The following is a 19,611-nucleotide window of genomic DNA, read 5'->3' on the forward strand; positions in this document are numbered from 1 at the left end:
ACCGAGGTCAGGATGAACACGCATCCGGAAACACCCGCCATTGAACTGACCGGCGTCTGCAAGACGTTCGGCAGCGTCAAGGCCAATGATCACGTGGATCTGGTTGTCCGTTCGGGCACCGTCCACGGCATCATCGGTGAAAACGGCGCGGGAAAGTCTACCCTGATGAGTATCCTTTACGGCTTCTACACCGCTGACGAGGGCACCATCCGGGTACGGGGCAAAGAAGTCGCCATCCAGAACTCCAATCAGGCCATCGCCCTGGGGATCGGGATGGTCCACCAGCACTTTATGCTGGTGGAGCCCTTTACCGTGCTGGAAAACATTGTGCTGGGCGCCGAGTCCGGGTTCAGACTGGAAACCAGTTTTGAACATGCACGGGCTGAACTCAAACGGCTCAGCCAGCAGTACGGTCTGGACGTGGATCCGGATGCGGTCATCAGTGATCTGTCGGTCGGCACCCGGCAACGGGTCGAAATCCTGAAGGCGCTCTACCGGGGGGCCGAGATTCTCATTCTGGACGAGCCGACCGGGGTTCTCACGCCGGGCGAGACGGAGCAACTGTTCAATATTCTCCGCACCCTGCGTGAAGAAGGTGTGACCATTTTGCTGATCACCCACAAGCTCAAGGAAATCATGGCCATCACCGACTCCGTCTCCATCATGCGGGCCGGGCGGATGGTGGCTCACCGGGAGACCCGCGAAACCAGCACCGAAGAGCTGGCCGAACTCATGGTCGGCCGCAAGGTGCTGCTCAAGGTCGAGCGATCCGATGTGGAACCGGGACAGGTTCGCATTGGCGTCAAGGATCTCCGGCTGGTGGATGACAGCGGGGTGGAACGTCTGAAATCGCTGAATTTCAGTGTGCGTGCGGGTGAAATTGTCGGCGTGGCAGGTGTTTCGGGCAACGGTCAGAGCGAGTTGCTCGATGTGCTTTCGGGCATGCGACCGGCCACATCCGGCGTGGTGGAACTTGATGGTGTCCGGATTGATTTCGGTATCCATGACCCGGCCCGGGCACGCCAGATGGGTGTTGCGCATATCCCGGAAGATCGCCACCAGCGCGGCCTTGTAAAGACCTTCAGCGCTGCGGAAACGTCCATACTGGGCTATCAGCGCGACCCCGACATCAATCGTCACGGGTTGCTGGATTCGCGTGCCGTACATCAGCGGTGCGAACAGCTCATGCACAATTTCGATGTCCGCCCGCCGCTTCCCGATCTCAAATCTGCCAACTTCTCGGGCGGCAACCAACAGAAGCTCATCATTGCCAGGGAGTTCAGCCATCATCCCGGCATTCTGCTCGTCGGGCAACCCACACGCGGCGTGGATATCGGCGCCATCGAATTCATCCACAAGAAGCTGCTTTCCCTGCGTGAACAGGGTTGCGCCATTTTGCTGGTTTCCGTCGAGCTGGATGAAATCATGTCCCTTTCCAACCGCATCATTGTCATGTGCAACGGCGCCATTACCGGCGAGGTCAAAGGCGGTGAGGCGGATGAAAAGACGCTGGGCATGCTGATGGCCGGCGCACAACAGGAGGAAGCACACCGTGTCTGACTCTCAGAGCCTGCCCCGCTGGGCAGACGTCATTCTGATTCCTCTGATCAACATCACGCTGGCTCTGGCCGTATCCATGCTGATCATCCTGGCCATCGGCGAAAGCCCGCTGGAGGCGATCCAGGTCATGATCAATGGTGCACTGGGATACGATGAAGCCATCGGTTATACCCTGTATTACACCACCAACTTCATATTCACCGGGCTGGCAGTGGCCGTGGCGTTTCATGCCAACCTGTTCAATATCGGCGGCGAAGGCCAGGCCTACATCGGCGGTCTCGGCGTCGGGCTGGCCATGCTCGCTCTCAGCGATGCCCTGCCCTTCGGGCTGCTCCTGCCCCTGGGAATTCTGTCCGCCGCGCTCTTTGGCGCTGCCTGGGCGTTCATTCCGGCCTGGCTTCAGGCCTACCGGGGCAGCCATATCGTCATCACCACCATCATGTTCAACTTCATTGCCTCTGCGCTGATGGTGTATCTGATGGTGCATGTGCTGATCGCACCCGGTTCCATGGCACCTGAAAGCGTGGAGTTCAATCAGGCGGCCTTTCTGCCCTACCTGCACGACTGGCTGCATGCCCTGGGCTTCGAGGTGGCGGAATCACCATTGAACCTGTCTTTCATCATTGCACTGCTGTGCATGGCTGCGGTCTGGATTTTTGTCTGGCATACCCGCTGGGGCTATGAACTGCGTGTATTCGGACAGAATGAAAAGGCGGCCGCCTATGCCGGCATACCCGCCCAAAAGATCATCATCGTGACCATGTGCATTTCCGGAGCGCTGGCGGGCCTGGTGGGCATCAACGAAATCCAGGGCGTCCAGCATCGTCTGCTGCTCAATTTCACGGCTGGCTACGGATTTACTGGCATTGCGGTGTCACTCATGGGCCGCAACCATCCGGTGGGTATCTTCCTGGCCAGTCTTCTCTTCGGCATGCTCTATCAGGGCGGCGCCGAGCTGGCCTTCGAGATGCCCAACATCACCCGTGAGCTGGTGGTCGCCATTCAGGGCCTCATCATTCTGTTTTCGGGCGCACTGACCTACATGTCAAAGCCCTGGCTGGAAGCCCTGTTCCGCCGCCTGCCCCAACGCCACACCCCGGCACAGGAGGGTTCTGCCCATGACTGAATGGCTGGAAATCATTTTCCTGACACTGGATGCCACACTGCGTGTCTCGGCACCGCTCATCTTCTGTGCACTGGCCGGGCTGGTTTCCGAGCGTTCAGGCGTTATTGATATCAGTCTGGAAGGCAAGCTGCTGGCGGGTGCGTTTGTCAGCGCCACCATTGCGGCCTGGTGGGGCTCACCCTGGCTGGCTCTGGTCATGGCCATGCTGGTTACCATCGCGCTGAGTCTGCTTCACGGACTGGCCTGTATTACCTACCGCGGCAACCAGGTGGTCAGCGGCGTGGCCATCAACATTCTGGTCGCGGGTCTGACCGTGGTACTCGGGCATGCCTGGTTCAAGCAGGGCGGCAGTACCCCGCCCCTGTCCAATGAGGCACGCTTCATGCCCATCGACTGGCCTTTTGCCGAAGCACTTCAGGATGTCCCGGTCATCGGATTGCTCTATTCGGAGCTGCTGAGCGGCCACAACCTGCTGGTCTATGTGGCCTGGCTGACCGTTCCGGCCGTTGCCTGGTTGTTGTACCAAACCCGTTTCGGTCTGCGCCTGCGGGCGGTCGGAGAGAATCCGCAAGCGGTGGATACGGCCGGCATTTCAGTCGCTTTCCTGCGCTATCGGGCCCTGATCATCAACGGTCTGCTGACCGGCATGGCCGGTACCTATCTGGCCATTGCCCAGAACGCGGCCTTCTCACGTGACATGAGTGCCGGGCAGGGCTATATCGCACTGGCCGCCATGATTTTTGGCAAGTGGAAGCCCTGGCCGACATTTTTCGCCGCCCTCCTCTTTGGCATGCTGGATGCGATATCGATCCGCCTGCAGGGCGTTGTGGTACCGGGTATCGGCGAAATCCCCGTCCAGCTGATCCAGGCGCTGCCTTACATTCTGACAGTCGTGCTGCTGGCCGGCTTCATCGGCAAGGCCGTGGCACCGGCCGCCGATGGCGTGCCCTATGTGAAGGAGCGCTGAACATGAGCGGCACCGAAACCATCCTGCTGCTCGCAGCACAGATGATGGCCCGCGCACATGCGCCCTACTCGCGCTTTCATGTCGGTGCCGTCGTCAGGGATGACCAGAATCGGCTGCACGGTGGCTGCAATGTTGAAAATGCCGCCTATCCGCTGGGCAGTTGTGCCGAGGCCAATGCCATTTCCCGGATGGTGTCCGAAGGGGGACATCAAATCCGGGAAATCTGGGTGATGGCCCGTGGCGAGCAACTGGTGACCCCCTGTGGTGGCTGCCGCCAGAAAATCCGGGAATTTGCCGCGCCCGACACCCCGGTTCATCTCTGCGAACCCGGGCGCATCGTTCGTACCGTGACACTGGGAGAACTGCTGCCCATGTCCTTTGGACCCGAGGTGTTTCATCATGACTGAAAATGCGGCCAACATCATCCGCAAGACGCTGCCGGACTTCCGGCCCCGGCTGGCCTTCATTCTGGGCTCCGGACTCGGCCCGCTGGCAGATGCCGTAAACGTCTCTGCCACCTTCGACTACGCCAGCCTGCCCGGCTTTCCCAAGCCCGGCGTGGGCGGTCATGCCGGCCAGCTGGTATTCGGCCACATCGGCCGGACACCGGTTGCGGTGCTCAAGGGGCGGGCACACTACTACGAGCGTGCCAATGCTGCCGAAATGGCCGTTCCCGTTGCCACGCTGGCCGAACTGGGTTGTGAAATTCTGTGTGTCACCAACGCTGCCGGCAGCCTGGATGCAAACATTCCGCCCGGCAGCGCCATGATCATCCGTGACCACCTGAACATGGTCAATGCTTCACCACTCGTCGGGATTGAAAGTGACCGTCGGTTTGTCCCCATGGGCGGCGCCTATGACCTGGCCCTTCGCCAGCAACTCCAGCAGGCGGCCGAACAGGAACTGGGCCGTCGCCTGCCCGAAGGCGTCTATGCCTGGATGGCCGGCCCCCAGTTTGAAACACCTGCAGAGATCCGCATGCTCAGCCTGCTTGGCGCCACGGCCGTGGGCATGTCCACGGTTCCGGAGGTGATTCTGGCGCGCTATCACGGACTTCGGGTGCTGGGCGTATCCGTGATCACCAACCTGGCAGAAGGGATGAGCGACACCCCACTCAGCCATGATCAGACACTCGAGTACGCGAAGAAGGGTGCAGATGCACTGATCCGTCTGCTTGCACGCTTTGCTTCGGAGATGAGCGCATGAACCTGTTGCCCCAAGAGATCATTCGCAAGAAACGCGATGGCGGCACGCTGAGCGGGGAAGAAATCCGCTTTTTCGTGCAGGGCATCACCAGCGGTCAGGTGACCGAAGGTCAGATTGCCGCGTTTGCCATGGCCGTCTTTTTCAATGGCATGAGCCGGGACGAACGCATCAGCCTGACCACCGCCATGATGCATTCCGGCAAGGTACTGGACTGGTCGGATCTGAACCTGCCCGGCCCGGTACTGGACAAGCATTCCACCGGCGGCGTGGGCGACAAGGTCAGTCTCATGCTGGGGCCCATCGTCGCCGCCTGCGGCGCCTATGATCCCATGATCAGCGGCCGGGGACTGGGGCATACCGGCGGCACCCTGGACAAGCTGGAGTCCATCCCCGGTTACAACACCTATCCCGATCCGGATCTTTTCAGACGCACGGTGAAGGAAGTGGGTTGCGCCATCATTGGCCAGACCGATGCCCTGGCCCCGGCAGACAAGCGGTTTTATGCCATCCGCGATGTAACCGCCACGGTAGAATCCATCCCCCTCATCACGGCCTCCATCCTGTCCAAGAAACTGGCTGCCGGTCTCGAAGGGCTGGTGATGGATGTAAAAACCGGCAGTGGCGCCTTCGCCGATACTTTTGAGATGGCGGAGGAACTGGCCCGGAGCATCGTGGATGTCGCAAATGGTGCCGGGGTACGCACCAGCGCTCTGATTACCGACATGAATCAGGTGCTCGGCCTCACCGCGGGCAATGCCCTCGAAATCCGGGAAACCCTTGACTACCTGAACAACCGGCGGGACTGCCCTCGCCTGGATGAAGTTGTCATGGCGCTGGCGGCAGAAATGCTGGTCATCGGTCGGCTGGCTCAAGATACTGAAGAAGGGCGACGCATGGCGGAGGAGGCTCTGACGTCCGGTCGCGCCCGCGAAGTCTTCGCACGCATGGTCTCCAGTCTGGGAGGCCCGGCAGATTTCTGTGACCGGCCCGAAGCCTTCCTCCCGGCGGCACCGGTCATCCGTGATGTCCCCGCCCCGGCCACAGGCGTTCTCAACAGCATGCAGACTCGTGATGCCGGCCTGGTGGTCGTGGCACTGGGAGGCGGACGCACACGGCCACAGGACGGCATAGACCATGCCGTCGGCGTGGATCAGATCCGGCCTCTCGGCACAGAGGTCCGGGCCGGAGACCCCATTGCCCGGATTCATGCACGTGACGAGGCAGCAGCCGAACGGGCCATTGCGGCCTGGCAGGCTTGCGTGCAGATATCCGATACGCCCCGGACGCCCGGCGAGGTTGTCCTCAAGCGGATCACCCAACAGGAGGCCACATGAGCCGCGCCATCATACTGGTATTTGATTCACTGGGCATCGGCGATGCAGAAGATGGCGCGCACTACGGAGATGCCGGATCCAACACGCTGGGGCACATCATCGAGCAGTGCGCCCGGGGGCAGGCTGACCGTGAAGGCTTGCGACGTGGCCCGCTGAACATCCCCAACCTGACACGGCTGGGGCTCGTCAACGCGCTCGCCGCCAGCAGTCGTGAATCCCTGGAGGGTGTCACGCCGATTGCAGCGCCCGAAGGTGCCTGGGGTTATGCCCGCGAGCGCAGCCGGGGCAAGGATACCCCTTCCGGCCACTGGGAAATCGCCGGACTGCCGGTGGAATTCGAGTGGGGCGTCTTTCCCCGGGCCCGCCCAGCTTTCCGGATGATCTGGTGGAAGCACTGATCAAGCGCTGTGATCTGCCCGGCATTCTGGGCAATTGCCATGCCTCCGGTACCGAGATCCTCAAGCGTTTCGGGGAAGAGCATATCCGAACCGGCAAGCCGATCTGCTACACCTCGGCGGATTCCGTGTTCCAGATCGCTGCCCATGAAACACACTTCGGACTGGACCGTCTCTATCAGGTCTGCGAGGTAGCCCGCGAGCTGGTGGATCCGCTCAATGTCGGCCGGGTGATTGCACGCCCGTTCATCGGCGAGACCGCCGAGACCTTTCAGCGCACCGGCAACCGTCGTGACTACACCACCCCACCCCATGCCCCGACACTGCTGGACGTGGTATCAGGTGCGGGTCGTGAAGTCATCAGCGTCGGCAAGATTTCCGATATCTTTGCCCACAAGGGCGTGACCCGAAAGATCAAGGCCAACGGCAACATGGCCTTGCTGGACGCCACGCTGACGGCCATGGACAGTGCCCCGGATGGCAGTCTCGTGTTCACCAATTTCGTGGATTTCGACATGCTGTACGGTCACCGGCGCGATGTGGCCGGATACGCCCACGCGCTGGAGGCACTGGATGCCCGGTTACCGGAGCTGGAAGCACGGTTGCAGCCCGGTGATCTGGTGCTGATCACGGCAGATCACGGTTGTGATCCGACCTGGTCCGGCACTGACCATACCCGGGAGCATGTGCCCGTGGTCTTCTTTGGTCCCGGGGTGGCGGCTCAGGCGCTCGGTGAACGCAACACCTTTGCGGACATGGGCCAGACCGTGGCACGCTGGCTGGGTGTGCCTGAACTGTCCCACGGGCAGCCCTGCTTCTGAAAGTGGAAGAAGTGAGCTGGAAGTTGTGGCCGCATGCGCGGCCACGATTTTTTCAGAACAGCCTCAGACGGTATCACCCTGACGCAGCAGTTCATGATTGGCGTTCTTGTCTGCTTCGCTGCGTGGCAGCAGCAGATTCAGCACAATCGCCACAAAACCGCAGAGTGAAATGCCCTTCAGGTTCAGATCGCCATTGCCAATCACCATGCCCCCGATACCGAATACCAGCGTCACGGAAACAATGACCAGATTGCGCGGCTCGGCCAGATCCACCTGATTGCGAATCAGCGAGTTCAGACCCACGACAGCGATGGAACCAAACAGCAGGATGAGGATCCCCCCATCACCGGTGCCGGGATAGTCTGAAGCGCTGCACCAAACTTGGTCAGAAACGCCAGTGCAATCGCCGTCACCGCAGCCCAGGTCATGATCCGGGGGTTACTCTGCCTGGTCAGCATGACCGCCCCCGTCACCTCGGAATAGGTGGTATTGGGCGGGCCACCAAAGAAGGCAGCCAGAGACGTGGCGAGCCCGTCACCGGCAAGCGTCCGGTGCAGACCGGGTGACTTGACGTAGTTCTTGCCTGTCACGTTGCTGATGGCCAGCACGTCACCAATGTGCTCGATGGCCGGCGCAATGGCCACCGGAATCATGAACAGAATGGCCTCCCAGCGGAATTCGGGGAAGGTGAAATTGGGCATACCGATCCAGCCGGCGTTTTCCACTGCCTCCAGTTTGACCACCCCCAGCGCCAGGGAAATCCCATAACCAACAGCCACACCAAACAGGATGGGCACCAGTCGTGCAATCCCCTTGGCAAAGACCGCAACCACCAGCGTGGTCAGTAGCGCGGGCAGTGAGATCATCAGGGCCGTGCCGTAGTCCATCAGTTGCGCCGAGCCGTCACCGGCCTTGCCCATGGCCATGTTCGCGGCAACCGGTGCCAGCCCCAGACCGATGGACATGATGACCGGGCCCACCACCACAGGCGGAAACAGCCTGGCCAGAAACTCGGTGCCCTTGATCTTCACGGCGGCAGCCAGCAGCAGGTAAACCCCGCCTGCGGCCATGAGCCCGCCCATCGTCGCCGGCAGACCATACATGTCCTTCGCCGCCAGGATGGGGGCAATGAACGCAAAGGAACTGGCCAGAAACACCGGCACGGAACGATTTGTCACCATCTGAAAGACCAGCGTGCCGGCACCCGCGGTAAAGAGCGCCACGGTAGGATCCAGCCCCGTGATCAGCGGCATGAGCACCAGTGCGCCAAAAGCGACGAACAACATCTGAACGCCAGTCAGAACCTCTTTCCAGAGCGCGTCTTTCTGCATTGTCAGTCGTCCTTCTGCCGGGTGCCGAAAATCTTGTCGCCCGCATCCCCCAGGCCGGGAAGGATATAGCCCTTCTCGTTCAGACGCTCATCAATGGCCGCCGTGTAGATGCGCACATCCGGATGTGTCTCTTCCACCCTTGCAATTCCTTCGGGCGCGGCCACCAGCACCAGTGCCCGGATATCCTTGCAGCCTGCGCGCTTGATCAGCTCGATGGTGGAAATCATGGAGCCGCCGGTCGCCAGCATGGGATCCACAATCAGGGCCACACGCTGATCCATGTCACCGACCAGTTTTTCCAGGTAGGTCTGTGCTTCCAGCGTTTCTTCGTTGCGCACCTGCCCCACAACGGACACCTTGGCGCTCGGCACCAAGGAAAGCACTCCGTCCAGCATGCCCAGTCCGGCACGCAGGATGGGTACCACCGTCACTTTCTTGCCGGAGATCTTCTCGACCTTTACCGGGCCGGCCCAGCCTTCGATCACCTCTTCGGTCAGACCAAAATCCTTGGTCGCTTCATATGTCAGCAGTGCCGCCACTTCCTGCGCCAGCTCGCGGAAATTCTTGGTGCTGATATCCTTGCGCCGCATCAGCCCAAGCTTGTGCCTAATCAACGGATGTCTGATTTCAAATGTATTCATTCCGGACAGTCTCCCCATGCATAAACCCTCTGATTTTAACAGGATACGCCTGACGACAGAAGGGAGTTGAAACATGGCGTCTCCCCATTTTTTACCCCGGTCCCGTGGCGAGAGAACCATTTCGGGCAAACAAGTCATCAATCAGACTTCGTGGTTTTCGTTTGCGCCAAAGTGACCAGAACAGCACCCGTGCACCTCTGAAAAGGTTCTGCCATCCCTTGAGCAGGCTGTAGAACGGGAACTTAAGCGCCTTGTCCGGCTTTTGACGGCGTGAACTTCTGATCAGACAGCTATCCCGGTCCTGCCAGACGGGAAGCAGTCCCCAGGCCAGACTCGCCAGCGCAACCAGATTCTGAAGTGTGGTGAAGCGCCGTGCCGGTACAGACTCCAGCGCAAAGCCCTGCTTGGTAAAGCGGTAGCCTTCCTCGCAGGCCCAGCGGTCCATGTAGGCATGTATCATGCGCTCTCCCTGTCGCCTTCCGCGCACCGGACGCGTGGTAACCAGCACCAGAGGCTCCGGGCGGTCATGGCGGACGACAATCATCCACAAGGGGCTGTCCGGATGCTCTCGCAGCATCACCCGGGTGATACCAAACCTGACGCGGGGGCCTCCCCGTCTGAGTTGCCCCTGATGCTTCAGCGGCAGTTCACGGGCAATCTGCTGCGCTGTTTTATGACGGTCCCGCCAGCACCAGTAGCGCTGATTGGCCGCTCTGACCAGCACCTGCCGTTCACACCGGATCCAGGCATCCCACAGGATGCCCCGGTCGCCTCCCCGGTCTATCACCCAGAGCAGATCCTTCCGGATGTGCCGGCTCACTTCATCCATCACCGAGAGAATGTCATGGTTCTCGCTTCTGAATGCCGTGCGCCGCGGGGTATTCAGGCGGGTCAGCAACGGCAGCGTCTTCCCGCGCCGGACATCCCGTGCCACCACGGTCATCAGCGGATATCCGCCGACAATTTCTCCGGTATCGCCGTCCCTGACGCGGCCCCGCCATTCACTTTTCGGTGCGCCGTCACGGTTCAGATCGCCCGGATCAATGGCCAGGATCATGTCCTGCGTGACGTGCCGGCTGACGTGCGCAAGCTGCACCTGCTCTGCGGCCTAGGCCACTTCACTGTGTCCGGCCAGCATGCGGGAAATGCGCTTCTGGGTATGGTGCAGTCTGCATGGCTCATTGAGTGTGCGGGCAATCTCTGCCTGCGTGAGGGAACCGGAAGTGAGGATGCCGAAAGTGACCTCTGCCATGAGCTTTCGCACAGGCCGTGTGATCTGTTCAGGTGCCTGGTCAATCAGGCTGCAGAGGCGGGCTTTCCATTTTGTCCGATCTGTGGCATGGTAAGGCATCGGGGTTTTCCTTTGGGTTCAGTGACTTATGGCCAATCACATTGTACCCGGAGGGAAACCCCGATTCCGTTACCACATCACGTTTTTCCCTTTAAAGTCAAAAGGTTGAATGGCGCCTTCTGAAAAAATGGGGAGACGCCAGAGTTGAAACGCATGGCGCCAAATTCGGCATCTTCATCGTCGATCTCCCCAAAATGAAACATGACACAATCCGGAGTTCCCGAAACCGCGACACATCCGCTTTCGTTTCCCCGCCCGCTCAACCTATAATGCCCGCAGCCTTTACTGACTCAGGATGAAAAGGACAGTCATGACTCTGGACAATGTGCGCCTGGCCATCATCGGCCTCGGTTACGTGGGACTGCCGCTGGCGGTGGAATTCGGAAAACATTACGACACGCTGGGGTTTGACGTCAGCACCCGGCGCGTCGAGGCCTTGAAAGCGGGCCACGACAGCACCCTGGAAGTCTCCGACGAAGAACTGAAAACCGCCACCCGTTTGCGATACAGCCATGATCCCGCAGACCTTGCAGACCGGAACATTTACATTGTGACCGTGCCCACCCCCATCGACGATTACAAGATCCCCGATCTCGGGCCGGTCAGGGCAGCCAGCCGTACTATCGGTCAGTATCTCAAGAAGGGGGATATCGTCATCTACGAATCCACCGTATATCCCGGCACCACCGAAGAGGTGTGCGTCCCCATTCTGGAAGAAATGTCCGGCCTGACCTTCAACAAGGACTTTTTCTGCGGCTACAGTCCGGAGCGCATCAATCCGGGCGACAAGGAACACCGGGTCACCACCATTCTCAAGGTCACCTCCGGCTCTACGCCCGAAATTGCCGACAAGGTGGATGCCCTCTATGCCTCCATCATCACCGCCGGCACCCACAAGGCTTCATCCATCAAGGTGGCCGAAGCGGCCAAGGTGATCGAGAACACCCAGCGCGACGTCAACATTGCCCTGATCAACGAGCTGGCCATGATCTTCGAGAAGCTCGGCATCGACACCCTGGAAGTGCTGGAAGCGGCCGGCACCAAGTGGAATTTCCTGCCCTTCCGGCCCGGTCTGGTCGGCGGCCACTGTATCGGCGTGGATCCGTATTACCTTACCTACAAGGCGCAGGCCGTGGGCCACCATCCTGAGATGATCCTTTCCGGCCGGCGAATCAATGACGGCATGGGCGAGTATGTGGCCGAGCGCGTGATCAAGCTCATGACACGGAAGAAAATCGGCATTTCCGAAGCGCGTGTACTGATCCTCGGACTGACATTCAAGGAAAACTGCCCGGACATCCGCAATACGCGTGTCATCGACGTGATCAGTACTCTGGAGTCCTATGGTACCCGTGTGGACGTGCATGACCCCTGGGCCAGCCCGGCGGAAGCGGAAGAAGAATACGGCATCAAACCGGTTCCCTCGCCGGAGAAAGAGGCTTATGATGCCATAGTGATTGCCGTCGGCCACCGGCAGTTCAGGGCGCTGGGCGCAGAGGGCATTCATGCCTTCGGAAAGCCCGATCACGTGCTCTTTGACGTGAAGCATATTCTGCCGCGCGAAGACGTGGACGGCCGGCTATAAAAGAGACAGACGTCAACCCTTGAAAGGAGTAAATACTCATGAGCAGGATTTACGACGACAACTCGCTGTCCATCGGCCGGACACCGCTGGTCCGGATCAATCGCATTGTCAGTGACAATGCCACCGTGCTGGCCAAAATTGAAGGCCGCAACCCCGCTTACTCGGTCAAGTGCCGTATCGGTGCCAACATGGTCTGGGATGCCGAACAGCGTGGCGCGCTCAAGCCCGGCATGACCATCGTTGAGCCCACCAGTGGCAATACCGGCATTGCACTGGCCTTCGTGGCGGCGGCTCGGGGATACAAGCTTATCCTGACCATGCCCGCCTCCATGAGTCTGGAGCGGCGCAAGGTGGTCAAGGCGCTCGGCGCAGAAGTCATCCTCACGGACCCGGCCAAGGGCATGAAAGGTGCCATCGAGAAGGCTCGCGAAATCGCCGAGGCCGATCCCGAACAGCACATCATTCTGCAGCAGTTCGAAAACCCGGCCAACCCGGCCATACATGAAAAGACCACCGGTCCGGAAATCTGGGAAGACACGGAAGGCGCCATCGATATCCTCGTGGCGGGTGTCGGTACGGGCGGGACCATCACCGGCGTATCCCGCTACATCAAGCAGACCTGTGGCAAGGCCATTCAGAGCATTGCCGTGGAACCGACGGATTCTCCGGTGATCACCCAGGCGTTGGCGGGGCAGGAGCTCACTCCCGGCCCCCACAAGATTCAGGGCATTGGCGCGGGATTCATCCCGAAGAACCTGGACCTGTCGCTGATTGATGGTGTGGAGCGCGTCACCAATGAAGAAGCAATCGAAATGGCGCACCGCCTCATGAAAGAGGAAGGCATTCTGGTGGGCATTTCCTGTGGCGCCGCCATGACCGCCGCAGCCCGGCTCGCCGAAAAGCCGGAAAACAAGGGCAAGACCATCGTCGTGATTCTGCCGGATTCTGCGGAACGCTACCTGAGCAGCCCGCTGTTTGAAGGTGTCTTTACGGACAAGGAACTCAATCCCTGATCGTCAGGCGGGGTACCTCGTGTACCCCGCTGCCTTCAGTCTCCAGTGGGCGCCTCAAAGACCGCCGTCACTTCTCCGTCCTGCAGTACCCGAAGCTGTCCGGAGGGCAGTTTTTCCCAGGCTTCATCCACCGTGAGCGGCTGAGTTGCCAATACCGTCACCACATCGCCCGGCGTGGTGTGCTCCGAGAAATCAATGGCGATATCACTGTCCGCCAGGGTGGCCCGCCCAAAGGGGGCGCGCCGGGTAATCTGGTGCAGGTGAGTGTGGCAATAGACATACAAGGCACGGCCTTCCGACAGCAGCAGATTAAATACGCCCTTCGCGCTGATTTGCGTACACAGCTCATGAATCACCTGCCCCAGCTCCACAACATCGGGCATGTGATCGAAACGATGGCGGATCTGATTCAGCATCCAGCAGAACAGATGCTCGCTGTCCGTCGTGCCTACCGGTAAAGCCTGATCACCGGGTGTGACAACAAAGCTGCGAAAGGCGGGGACCTGCCCGTTGTGGGCAAAGCACCAGTAGTGTCCGAACAGCTCGCGCACAAAGGGGTGAGTGTTTGCCAGACAGATTTCACCCTGGTTAGCCTGGCGGATGTGGCTGATCACGGTCTTGCTCTTGAGTGGATACCGACAAACAAACTCCGCCATTTCCGACTGAGAACTGGGATTCGGGTCACGAAACACCCGGATACCCTTACCTTCATAGAAGGCCATGCCCCAGCCATCCCGGTGGGGGCCCGCTTCCCCACCTCTCCTGCGCAACCCTTCCCATGAAAATTGTATGTCAGTGGGCACATTGGCGCTCATGGCCATCAGTTCACACATCAGGCTTTACGCATCCGGTTTTTTCTCATCCTCATCAGGCAGGTCGTCCACATCGGCAATATCAAAATCTTCCAGATTGAATTCGTCATCCTCAATGCGCTTGCGGGCCTGCTCGTTCTCCTGAAGGATCTGGTCCGCCAGGGCTTCGGGATCCAGTTCGTCCTCACCTCCGGCCGCCACCTCATCCGCCTCCGGTACGGCCTCGACCACGGGCGGCTCGGATTCGGCAGGCTCCGGCACATTCACCTCTTCAGGCTCGGCAGCCGCCTCGAATGCGGCATCAATTTCATCTGCCGCGTTGATGTCGAACTCCATGGCATCCGCGTCATCCATGACATCTGTATCCGGGACATCCGTGACATCCTCCGCTGCCAGATGATCGTCGAGCTCCGTTACCTCAGGCTCCGCTGCTCCGGTCTCCGGGGTATCGAACTCGTCCATGTCAATGGCTTCCGGCTCTTCAAGCCTTTCAATTTCATCTTCCAGATCCGGCTCGGCCGCTTCTGCGGCGGCTGCACCTGCGGCTGCTGCGGCCGTAGCAGCCGCCCCGGCATCTTCCGCATCATCGCGGAGTGAAGGCCGCTTACCCTGCCCCGGTTTCTTGCGCGGCCTGGCCTGCAATTGGGCCTGCTTTTTCCTGCGCCAGAACCAGAATCCTGCACCACCAAGAATCAGCAATACGCCGCCGCCGATAGCGATCATCACCCAAAGCGGGATGCCGGAAGCCTCCTCGGGCGTTTGCTCAGCTGCTGCCGTCTGCTCTGCTTCAGCCTGGGCGATGGCCTCTTCGGAAATCGGTGCGATAACCGCCGGTTCGGCCTCAGCCGCAGGTTCAGGCTCTGGTGCTTTTTGTACCACGGGCTCTTCCGTCAGCTGGGCGTTGATGGCATTGACCTGTTCCGGATCCACCAGGGACTCGATACGGTTGGGCGAAGCCTCCTGCCGCGGAAATTCTGCTACCACTTCCTTGGGGGAAAGACCGAAGGTTGCGCCGTTGTCCAGTTTTGCCTTGACCGTCAGTTGGACTGTATATTCGCCTTCACCCTTGGTCGCCTCAATGGGCAGCTCCCAGCGCCGGACATCGTCCACAAAGGGCATCGTCTTGATGAGCGTACTGGCATCAGGGGCCTTGATCTTCGCCACAATGGAGGTTCCGGCGATATCAATATGGGGGTTGCGCGGCGTCGCCGTCAGCAGATAGCGCGTCGTTTCCCCGCTACCGGTCGCTTCCAGTTCGACGGCAAAAGGCGGTTGCAGTGTAATCAGCTGACGGGCCTGACGCCTGAAGGTCTTGCCATCAGCCGTGGCAATCACCTTGTAACGGCCCGTGGTCTTGAGCTTGGTAATGGCGTCCCGGAACACCCCGTCCGCCGGCGGATTGGCGGGATCGGAAATCCGCTTGGTACCTGACTTGCCGTCCTCAAACTCGACGGTGATATCCAGATCAATGAGCCGGAGGAAATTCGGTTCGGTCACCTGCTGTCCGTCTTCAAAGAACCCGACTTCGATATCCAGCCGGTCTCCGGCGTAGAAGTTGGCAGGCAAACGCCCCATGACCATGCGCAAATTGGACACGACCGTCACGCGGCTTCCGGGTGCCGGCGTCGCCTTGAGCTTCCAGCTCCCTTCAAAGGGCTTGGTAATGGTGATGAGATCAAAATCGGCTTCACGCAACCAGCGCACGTCATCTCCATGATCATCCGCAGTGATCGACTTGCCCGAAGGGTCAATCAGCTCGGTCGGAGGCGCATCCTTGGCACGGAACAGCAGTGCTGTCAGCTCCTGAACATTGGAATCCACGTCGAACTGGTTGTCCTTGATGGGGACCTCCTCGGCGGGCACCGCCTGTTCGAGCGTCTCCACAAACACCCGTGTGAGCTCCTCAGCACTTTTGGCCACCACGGCCACCCCCCCTGTACGAACAGCGATAGTCTCAAGCAGGGACTTGTCCGCGTTGTCTGACAGTGCAATCGTATGGATGGTTGCGCCGGCCGCCTGAATTCCGGGCAACACCTGGCTCAGGATCCGGCGACGCTCGGCAACGTTCTCCTCAGTGTTTTTGGAAATATCCACCACCCCGTCACTGAGCAGGATAAAGTGCGTATTGGCATGCTTCGCTCCGTCCGAGAAGTCATCGGCAGCCTTTTCCAGGGCGGCACCAATGTTGGTGAACAGGGCCACTGAATTGATCTGTTCCGATGCCTTGATGACCTCCGCCTTCCAGGCGTCGTCCACAGGCCTGTGCTTGACCAGCATGTTCACATACTGACCAAAGGTCCATACGCCCGCGGTGCTGCCGGGAGGCAGAAGGTTGGCAATCAGGCGCACCGCCGGCCGCCTCAGGTTCTGAGGGTCATTCTTCTTCATGCTGCCGGAGATATCGACAATCACCCGTACGTCGGGGTTTTCCGGAAGCTGGATGGCAGCCTGGGCCAACGTCCCCCAGAAAGCGGCGATCAGCCACAAAGAAAGGGCGACAGCCCCTTTTGAACCTCTCTGAAACAAGCGCATGCGGTCATCCTGATCTTTGGATCTTTAACCCTAAGGTATAGCAGTTTTTTCAGAGACTACAATGAGATTTGAAAGCCCGTGCTTTAATTTCCCGATCTAACTGCATGAGCCTTGGTCGTTTTGTGACCATGCGGGTGAAGTACGGCGTGAAGCGCCCGGTCCAGAATATACAGACTCACGAACAGGGCCAGCGACCCCAGGTAGAACAGCCCACCCTGCACCAGCATGCCGGTCTCCCCTTCCACGGCACTGTACACGACCACCATGAATGCAGGCGCAAGCTGAAAGCCCTTGGCTGCCGCAAATGCGGGTGTATAGAAGAGCCAGACGTAGAGTGCACGAAGGAAGCGCTGAAGCCCCTTTCTCCGGATGCGGCGAAACAGGGGCCAGAGCAACGCATACAGCCCGGTGACGGCCAGCAAATAGGCGCCCCAGGCGGTCAGATAATAGAGTGTCCCCTTGTCAATCATGATCATCCTCCCAGATCAGGGCTTCCCACATTTCCTCCGGCACACCGTCCTCACTGACCGCTCCGGCCCAGCCGGCATGACCTGCATCCGCCGGACTGTCCATCCGTCCGGACACGAGGGGGTGCCAGTCCGGCAGAGGTTTGCCCTCATATCGCAGCCGGTAGGCGCAGGTCGCGGGCAGCCATGCCACGATCTGTGGCAGTGTCTCCGGCGTCAGGCGAATGCAATCCGCCTTGTACCGGGTGCGCTGATCATATACCCGGCAACCACCGCACTCCAGATCCAGATACCGGCACGCCACCCGCGTCAGAAAGATCTGCCCGGTATCTTCATCTTCCAGCTTGTTCAGGCAGCATTTGCCACAGCCATCACAGAGCTGCTCCCACTCATCGGAAGTCAGACTGTCCAGGGGCCGGACGGCCAGCGGATTCATGACGCATCATCACGGGCTGCGCGGCTGAAGGCACTATACCTTTCGGCCGCCTCGATCACACGACGCGCTTCCTCTTCCGGAGGTGGCGGCAACTGGAGATAAAAACCCTTGTCCCGTATTGCCTCCAGGATATCCTTGCCCGTGGTTCTGGCCAGCTTCTTCTCGGGGGTGAGCAGCAAATCAATGACGTGCTGAGGTTTGCCGAAATGTTCCAGCAATGCGCCAGGCACGTCTTCGGTACCCTTTCGCTTGTCCACATACAGGTAGGTTTCCGCCTTGCGGGAGCTCTTGTAGACGGAAACCATCTTGCGTTCAACTGTGCTCATTGACGTTGGCCTTTCTGATCAGTTCATGTACAAACGGCGTCCGCCAGCCCCAGTCCCGCTCGCCGATGCCTTCGCGTGTCAAGGCTTCCAGTGTGCGTCGGTCAAAGATCAGGGAGAGGGGCCAGCCATGGGCTTTGGCCAGCGCCTCCGCAGCGGTCTTGAAGGCGCCATAGCGGGGCTTGAGGCGGCCGGGCAAGGGCTTTTCGATCAGCCCCAGTGAAGGCTCGGTCGGCAGATCCTCCCTTTTCACGATCTCAAGGACGGTCTGGCCGTACTTGCGCAGGCTTCTGCCACGCATGTCTGTCACGGCGGCCAGCGCAGACAGGTTTTTCGGCATGGACTCGGCAATGCAGATCAGGTCCTTGTCACTGACCACCCAGGCGCGCGGCAGATCGTCTTCCTGACAACGGGATTCGCGCCATGCGGCCAGCGCCTGCAGCACCGCCTGCTGAGCCGGTGACAAGTGGCAGCCTCCCCGCAGCTTGAGGTAATAACGCTCCGGCTCGATGGTTTGCCGCTGCTTCACGGTTGCCTCGCGGACAATATCGGGAATGATCCGGCGGACTGATTCGGGCAAACGTGGCCACAATTTATCGTAGATGCCCAGCAGATACTCCACATCGGCAACCGCGTACCTGACCTGGCTGTCACTGAGCGGCCGCTGCAGCCAGTCAGACCGGGTTTCCCCCTTGTCCAGCTCCACGCCCAGCTCATCCTGCACCAGCTTCTGGAATGCGTGCTGCAGGGGATAATCCAGCCAGCTTGCCGCTACCTGGGTATCCAGGATGGGCTGAATGTCCGGCACATTGAGACGCTCGAACACGAAGAGATCTTCACCGACCGAGTGAAAGAGCTTGAGCACCCCCTCGCTCTGCAGCATGCCTCTCAGAGCAGACAAATCAGGTAGCGCCACACAGTCCACCAGCCACACCTGTCCCGAAATGGCAATCTGAACCAGGGCCGGAATCGGATGATAGGTGTTCGTCCGCATGAACTCCGTATCGAGAGCCACAACAGGCTCCTGCTCCAGACGCATGGCAAGTGTCTCGAGTTCATCCGGACGAGTGACCCAGGTGATTGGCCAGGTCGTTTTCAATGTCATGAATCGGTATACCTTTTTCTGTCTCTGAGCGCATAGCCCAGTGTTCCCGGATCCGTGTACCCCAGCTCCCCACCCATGGGCACACCCTGGGCGATACGCGTCACCGGAATATTCCGGGCGGCCGCACACTCGGCTATGTAATGTGCCGTGGCCTCCCCTTCCACAGTGGGGTTCGTGGCCAGAATCACTTCTTGCGGCCTGAGGGCGTCCATGCGCGCTTCCAGACGTTCGATGCCGATATCCTCCGGTCCGATACCATCCAGCGGCGACAAATGTCCGCCCAGCACAAAGTAGCGTCCCCGGTAGGCACCGCTCTGCTCTATCGCCACCACGTCCAGGGGAGATTCCACCACACAGATGACTCCGTCATCCCTGAGGCTGTCCCGGCACAGGGCACAGACCGGCTCGTCAGAGTAGTTGTTGCACTGCTCACAGTGACCGATGCGCTCCAGCGCAGCCGTGATGGCCGAGGCAATATGCGCCCCCGCATCCCGGCCCCGGTCCACAATGAAGAATGCCAGGCGCTGGGCCGTCTTGGGGCCCACGCCGGGCAATTGCGCCAGCGCTTCGGCCAGCATCATCAGGGAGGGCGGCAATACACTCATG

At 60.0% G+C, this 19,611-nt stretch carries 18 protein-coding genes and 2 pseudogenes; 9 read left to right on the forward strand and 11 right to left on the reverse strand.

Annotation, left to right across the window (positions count from 1 at the left end; genetic code table 11):
- Positions 1-12: 12 nt before the first annotated feature.
- The 7 genes and pseudogenes from AAIA72_RS03780 (at position 13) to AAIA72_RS03810 (ending at position 7,409) form a co-directional block, all read left to right on the forward strand.
- Positions 13-1,560 (forward strand): ABC transporter ATP-binding protein, encoded by a 1,548-nt coding sequence (locus AAIA72_RS03780; protein WP_369602105.1) that lies wholly within the window; start codon positions 13-15, stop codon positions 1,558-1,560.
- Positions 1,553-2,686, forward strand: coding sequence for an ABC transporter permease (locus AAIA72_RS03785; protein WP_369602106.1), 1,134 nt, complete (start codon positions 1,553-1,555; stop codon positions 2,684-2,686). Before AAIA72_RS03780 ends, AAIA72_RS03785 begins: the two co-directional genes overlap by 8 nt.
- A complete protein-coding gene (locus AAIA72_RS03790) occupies positions 2,679-3,653 on the forward strand; it encodes an ABC transporter permease (RefSeq protein WP_369602107.1) in 975 nt (324 codons plus the stop codon). The genes AAIA72_RS03785 and AAIA72_RS03790 overlap by 8 nt, the downstream gene beginning before the upstream one ends.
- 2 nt (positions 3,654-3,655) lie before the next feature.
- On the forward strand, positions 3,656-4,060 hold the full coding sequence (gene cdd, locus AAIA72_RS03795) for a cytidine deaminase (RefSeq protein ID WP_369602108.1): 405 nt from the start codon (positions 3,656-3,658) through the stop codon (positions 4,058-4,060).
- Complete coding sequence (locus AAIA72_RS03800) at positions 4,053-4,859, forward strand: purine-nucleoside phosphorylase (RefSeq protein ID WP_369602109.1); 807 nt, start codon at positions 4,053-4,055, stop codon at positions 4,857-4,859. The genes cdd and AAIA72_RS03800 overlap by 8 nt, the downstream gene beginning before the upstream one ends.
- Entirely contained in the window at positions 4,856-6,193 is a 1,338-nt protein-coding gene (gene deoA, locus AAIA72_RS03805; protein ID WP_369602110.1) for a thymidine phosphorylase, read from the forward strand. Before AAIA72_RS03800 ends, deoA begins: the two co-directional genes overlap by 4 nt.
- A pseudogene (locus AAIA72_RS03810) lies at positions 6,190-7,409 on the forward strand (phosphopentomutase). The gene deoA and the pseudogene AAIA72_RS03810 overlap by 4 nt, the downstream one beginning before the upstream one ends.
- 63 nt (positions 7,410-7,472) lie before the next feature.
- Here the strand turns inward: AAIA72_RS03810 and AAIA72_RS03815 are convergent.
- From AAIA72_RS03815 to AAIA72_RS03830, 4 genes and pseudogenes are all read right to left on the reverse strand, one after another.
- Positions 7,473-8,740, reverse strand: a pseudogene (locus AAIA72_RS03815) (uracil-xanthine permease family protein).
- 2 nt (positions 8,741-8,742) lie between these two features.
- Positions 8,743-9,381: a uracil phosphoribosyltransferase gene (upp, locus tag AAIA72_RS03820; RefSeq protein ID WP_369602111.1), complete on the reverse strand. Its 639-nt coding sequence runs from the start codon at positions 9,379-9,381 to the stop codon at positions 8,743-8,745.
- Between the two features lie 91 nt (positions 9,382-9,472).
- A complete protein-coding gene (locus AAIA72_RS03825) occupies positions 9,473-10,477 on the reverse strand; it encodes a hypothetical protein (RefSeq protein ID WP_369602112.1) in 1,005 nt (334 codons plus the stop codon).
- A 12-nt stretch (positions 10,478-10,489) separates the two neighbouring features.
- On the reverse strand, positions 10,490-10,633 hold the full coding sequence (locus AAIA72_RS03830; protein ID WP_369601277.1) for a hypothetical protein: 144 nt from the start codon (positions 10,631-10,633) through the stop codon (positions 10,490-10,492).
- Positions 10,634-11,042: 409 nt separating this feature from the next.
- On the opposite strand from AAIA72_RS03830, the gene tviB reads away from it, so the two are divergent.
- The gene (tviB, locus tag AAIA72_RS03835; RefSeq protein ID WP_369602113.1) at positions 11,043-12,317 is read left to right on the forward strand and encodes a Vi polysaccharide biosynthesis UDP-N-acetylglucosamine C-6 dehydrogenase TviB; all 1,275 of its coding nucleotides are present in this window, start codon (positions 11,043-11,045) and stop codon (positions 12,315-12,317) included.
- 38 nt (positions 12,318-12,355) lie between these two features.
- On the forward strand, positions 12,356-13,330 hold the full coding sequence (cysK, locus tag AAIA72_RS03840) for a cysteine synthase A (protein ID WP_369602114.1): 975 nt from the start codon (positions 12,356-12,358) through the stop codon (positions 13,328-13,330).
- 35 nt (positions 13,331-13,365) lie between these two features.
- Here the strand turns inward: cysK and AAIA72_RS03845 are convergent, their stop codons facing one another.
- The 7 genes from AAIA72_RS03845 to recR form a co-directional block, all read right to left on the reverse strand.
- Positions 13,366-14,163, reverse strand: coding sequence for a class II glutamine amidotransferase (locus tag AAIA72_RS03845; RefSeq protein WP_369602115.1), 798 nt, complete (start codon positions 14,161-14,163; stop codon positions 13,366-13,368).
- A 6-nt stretch (positions 14,164-14,169) separates the two neighbouring features.
- On the reverse strand, positions 14,170-16,674 hold the full coding sequence (locus AAIA72_RS03850) for a VWA domain-containing protein (RefSeq protein WP_369602116.1): 2,505 nt from the start codon (positions 16,672-16,674) through the stop codon (positions 14,170-14,172).
- Between the two features lie 83 nt (positions 16,675-16,757).
- The gene (locus tag AAIA72_RS03855) at positions 16,758-17,144 is read right to left on the reverse strand and encodes a hypothetical protein (protein WP_369602117.1); all 387 of its coding nucleotides are present in this window, start codon (positions 17,142-17,144) and stop codon (positions 16,758-16,760) included.
- Positions 17,137-17,577 carry a YcgN family cysteine cluster protein gene (locus tag AAIA72_RS03860; RefSeq protein WP_369602118.1) on the reverse strand — a complete coding sequence of 147 codons (441 nt, stop codon included), beginning with the start codon at positions 17,575-17,577 and terminating at the stop codon, positions 17,137-17,139. The genes AAIA72_RS03855 and AAIA72_RS03860 overlap by 8 nt, the downstream gene beginning before the upstream one ends.
- Positions 17,574-17,903, reverse strand: a complete 330-nt coding sequence (locus AAIA72_RS03865) for a YcgL domain-containing protein (protein ID WP_369602119.1) — start codon at positions 17,901-17,903, stop codon at positions 17,574-17,576. Before AAIA72_RS03865 ends, AAIA72_RS03860 begins: the two co-directional genes overlap by 4 nt.
- Positions 17,890-19,005 carry a ribonuclease D gene (locus AAIA72_RS03870; RefSeq protein WP_369602120.1) on the reverse strand — a complete coding sequence of 372 codons (1,116 nt, stop codon included), beginning with the start codon at positions 19,003-19,005 and terminating at the stop codon, positions 17,890-17,892. The genes AAIA72_RS03865 and AAIA72_RS03870 overlap by 14 nt, the downstream gene beginning before the upstream one ends.
- The gene (gene recR, locus AAIA72_RS03875; protein ID WP_369602121.1) at positions 19,002-19,610 is read right to left on the reverse strand and encodes a recombination mediator RecR; all 609 of its coding nucleotides are present in this window, start codon (positions 19,608-19,610) and stop codon (positions 19,002-19,004) included. Before recR ends, AAIA72_RS03870 begins: the two co-directional genes overlap by 4 nt.
- Between the last annotated feature and the right edge of the window lies 1 nt (position 19,611).

Origin of the sequence: Thermohahella caldifontis (assembly GCF_041153465.1) — a bacterium.
Taxonomy (GTDB): Bacteria; Pseudomonadota; Gammaproteobacteria; order Pseudomonadales; family Oleiphilaceae; genus Thermohahella; species Thermohahella caldifontis.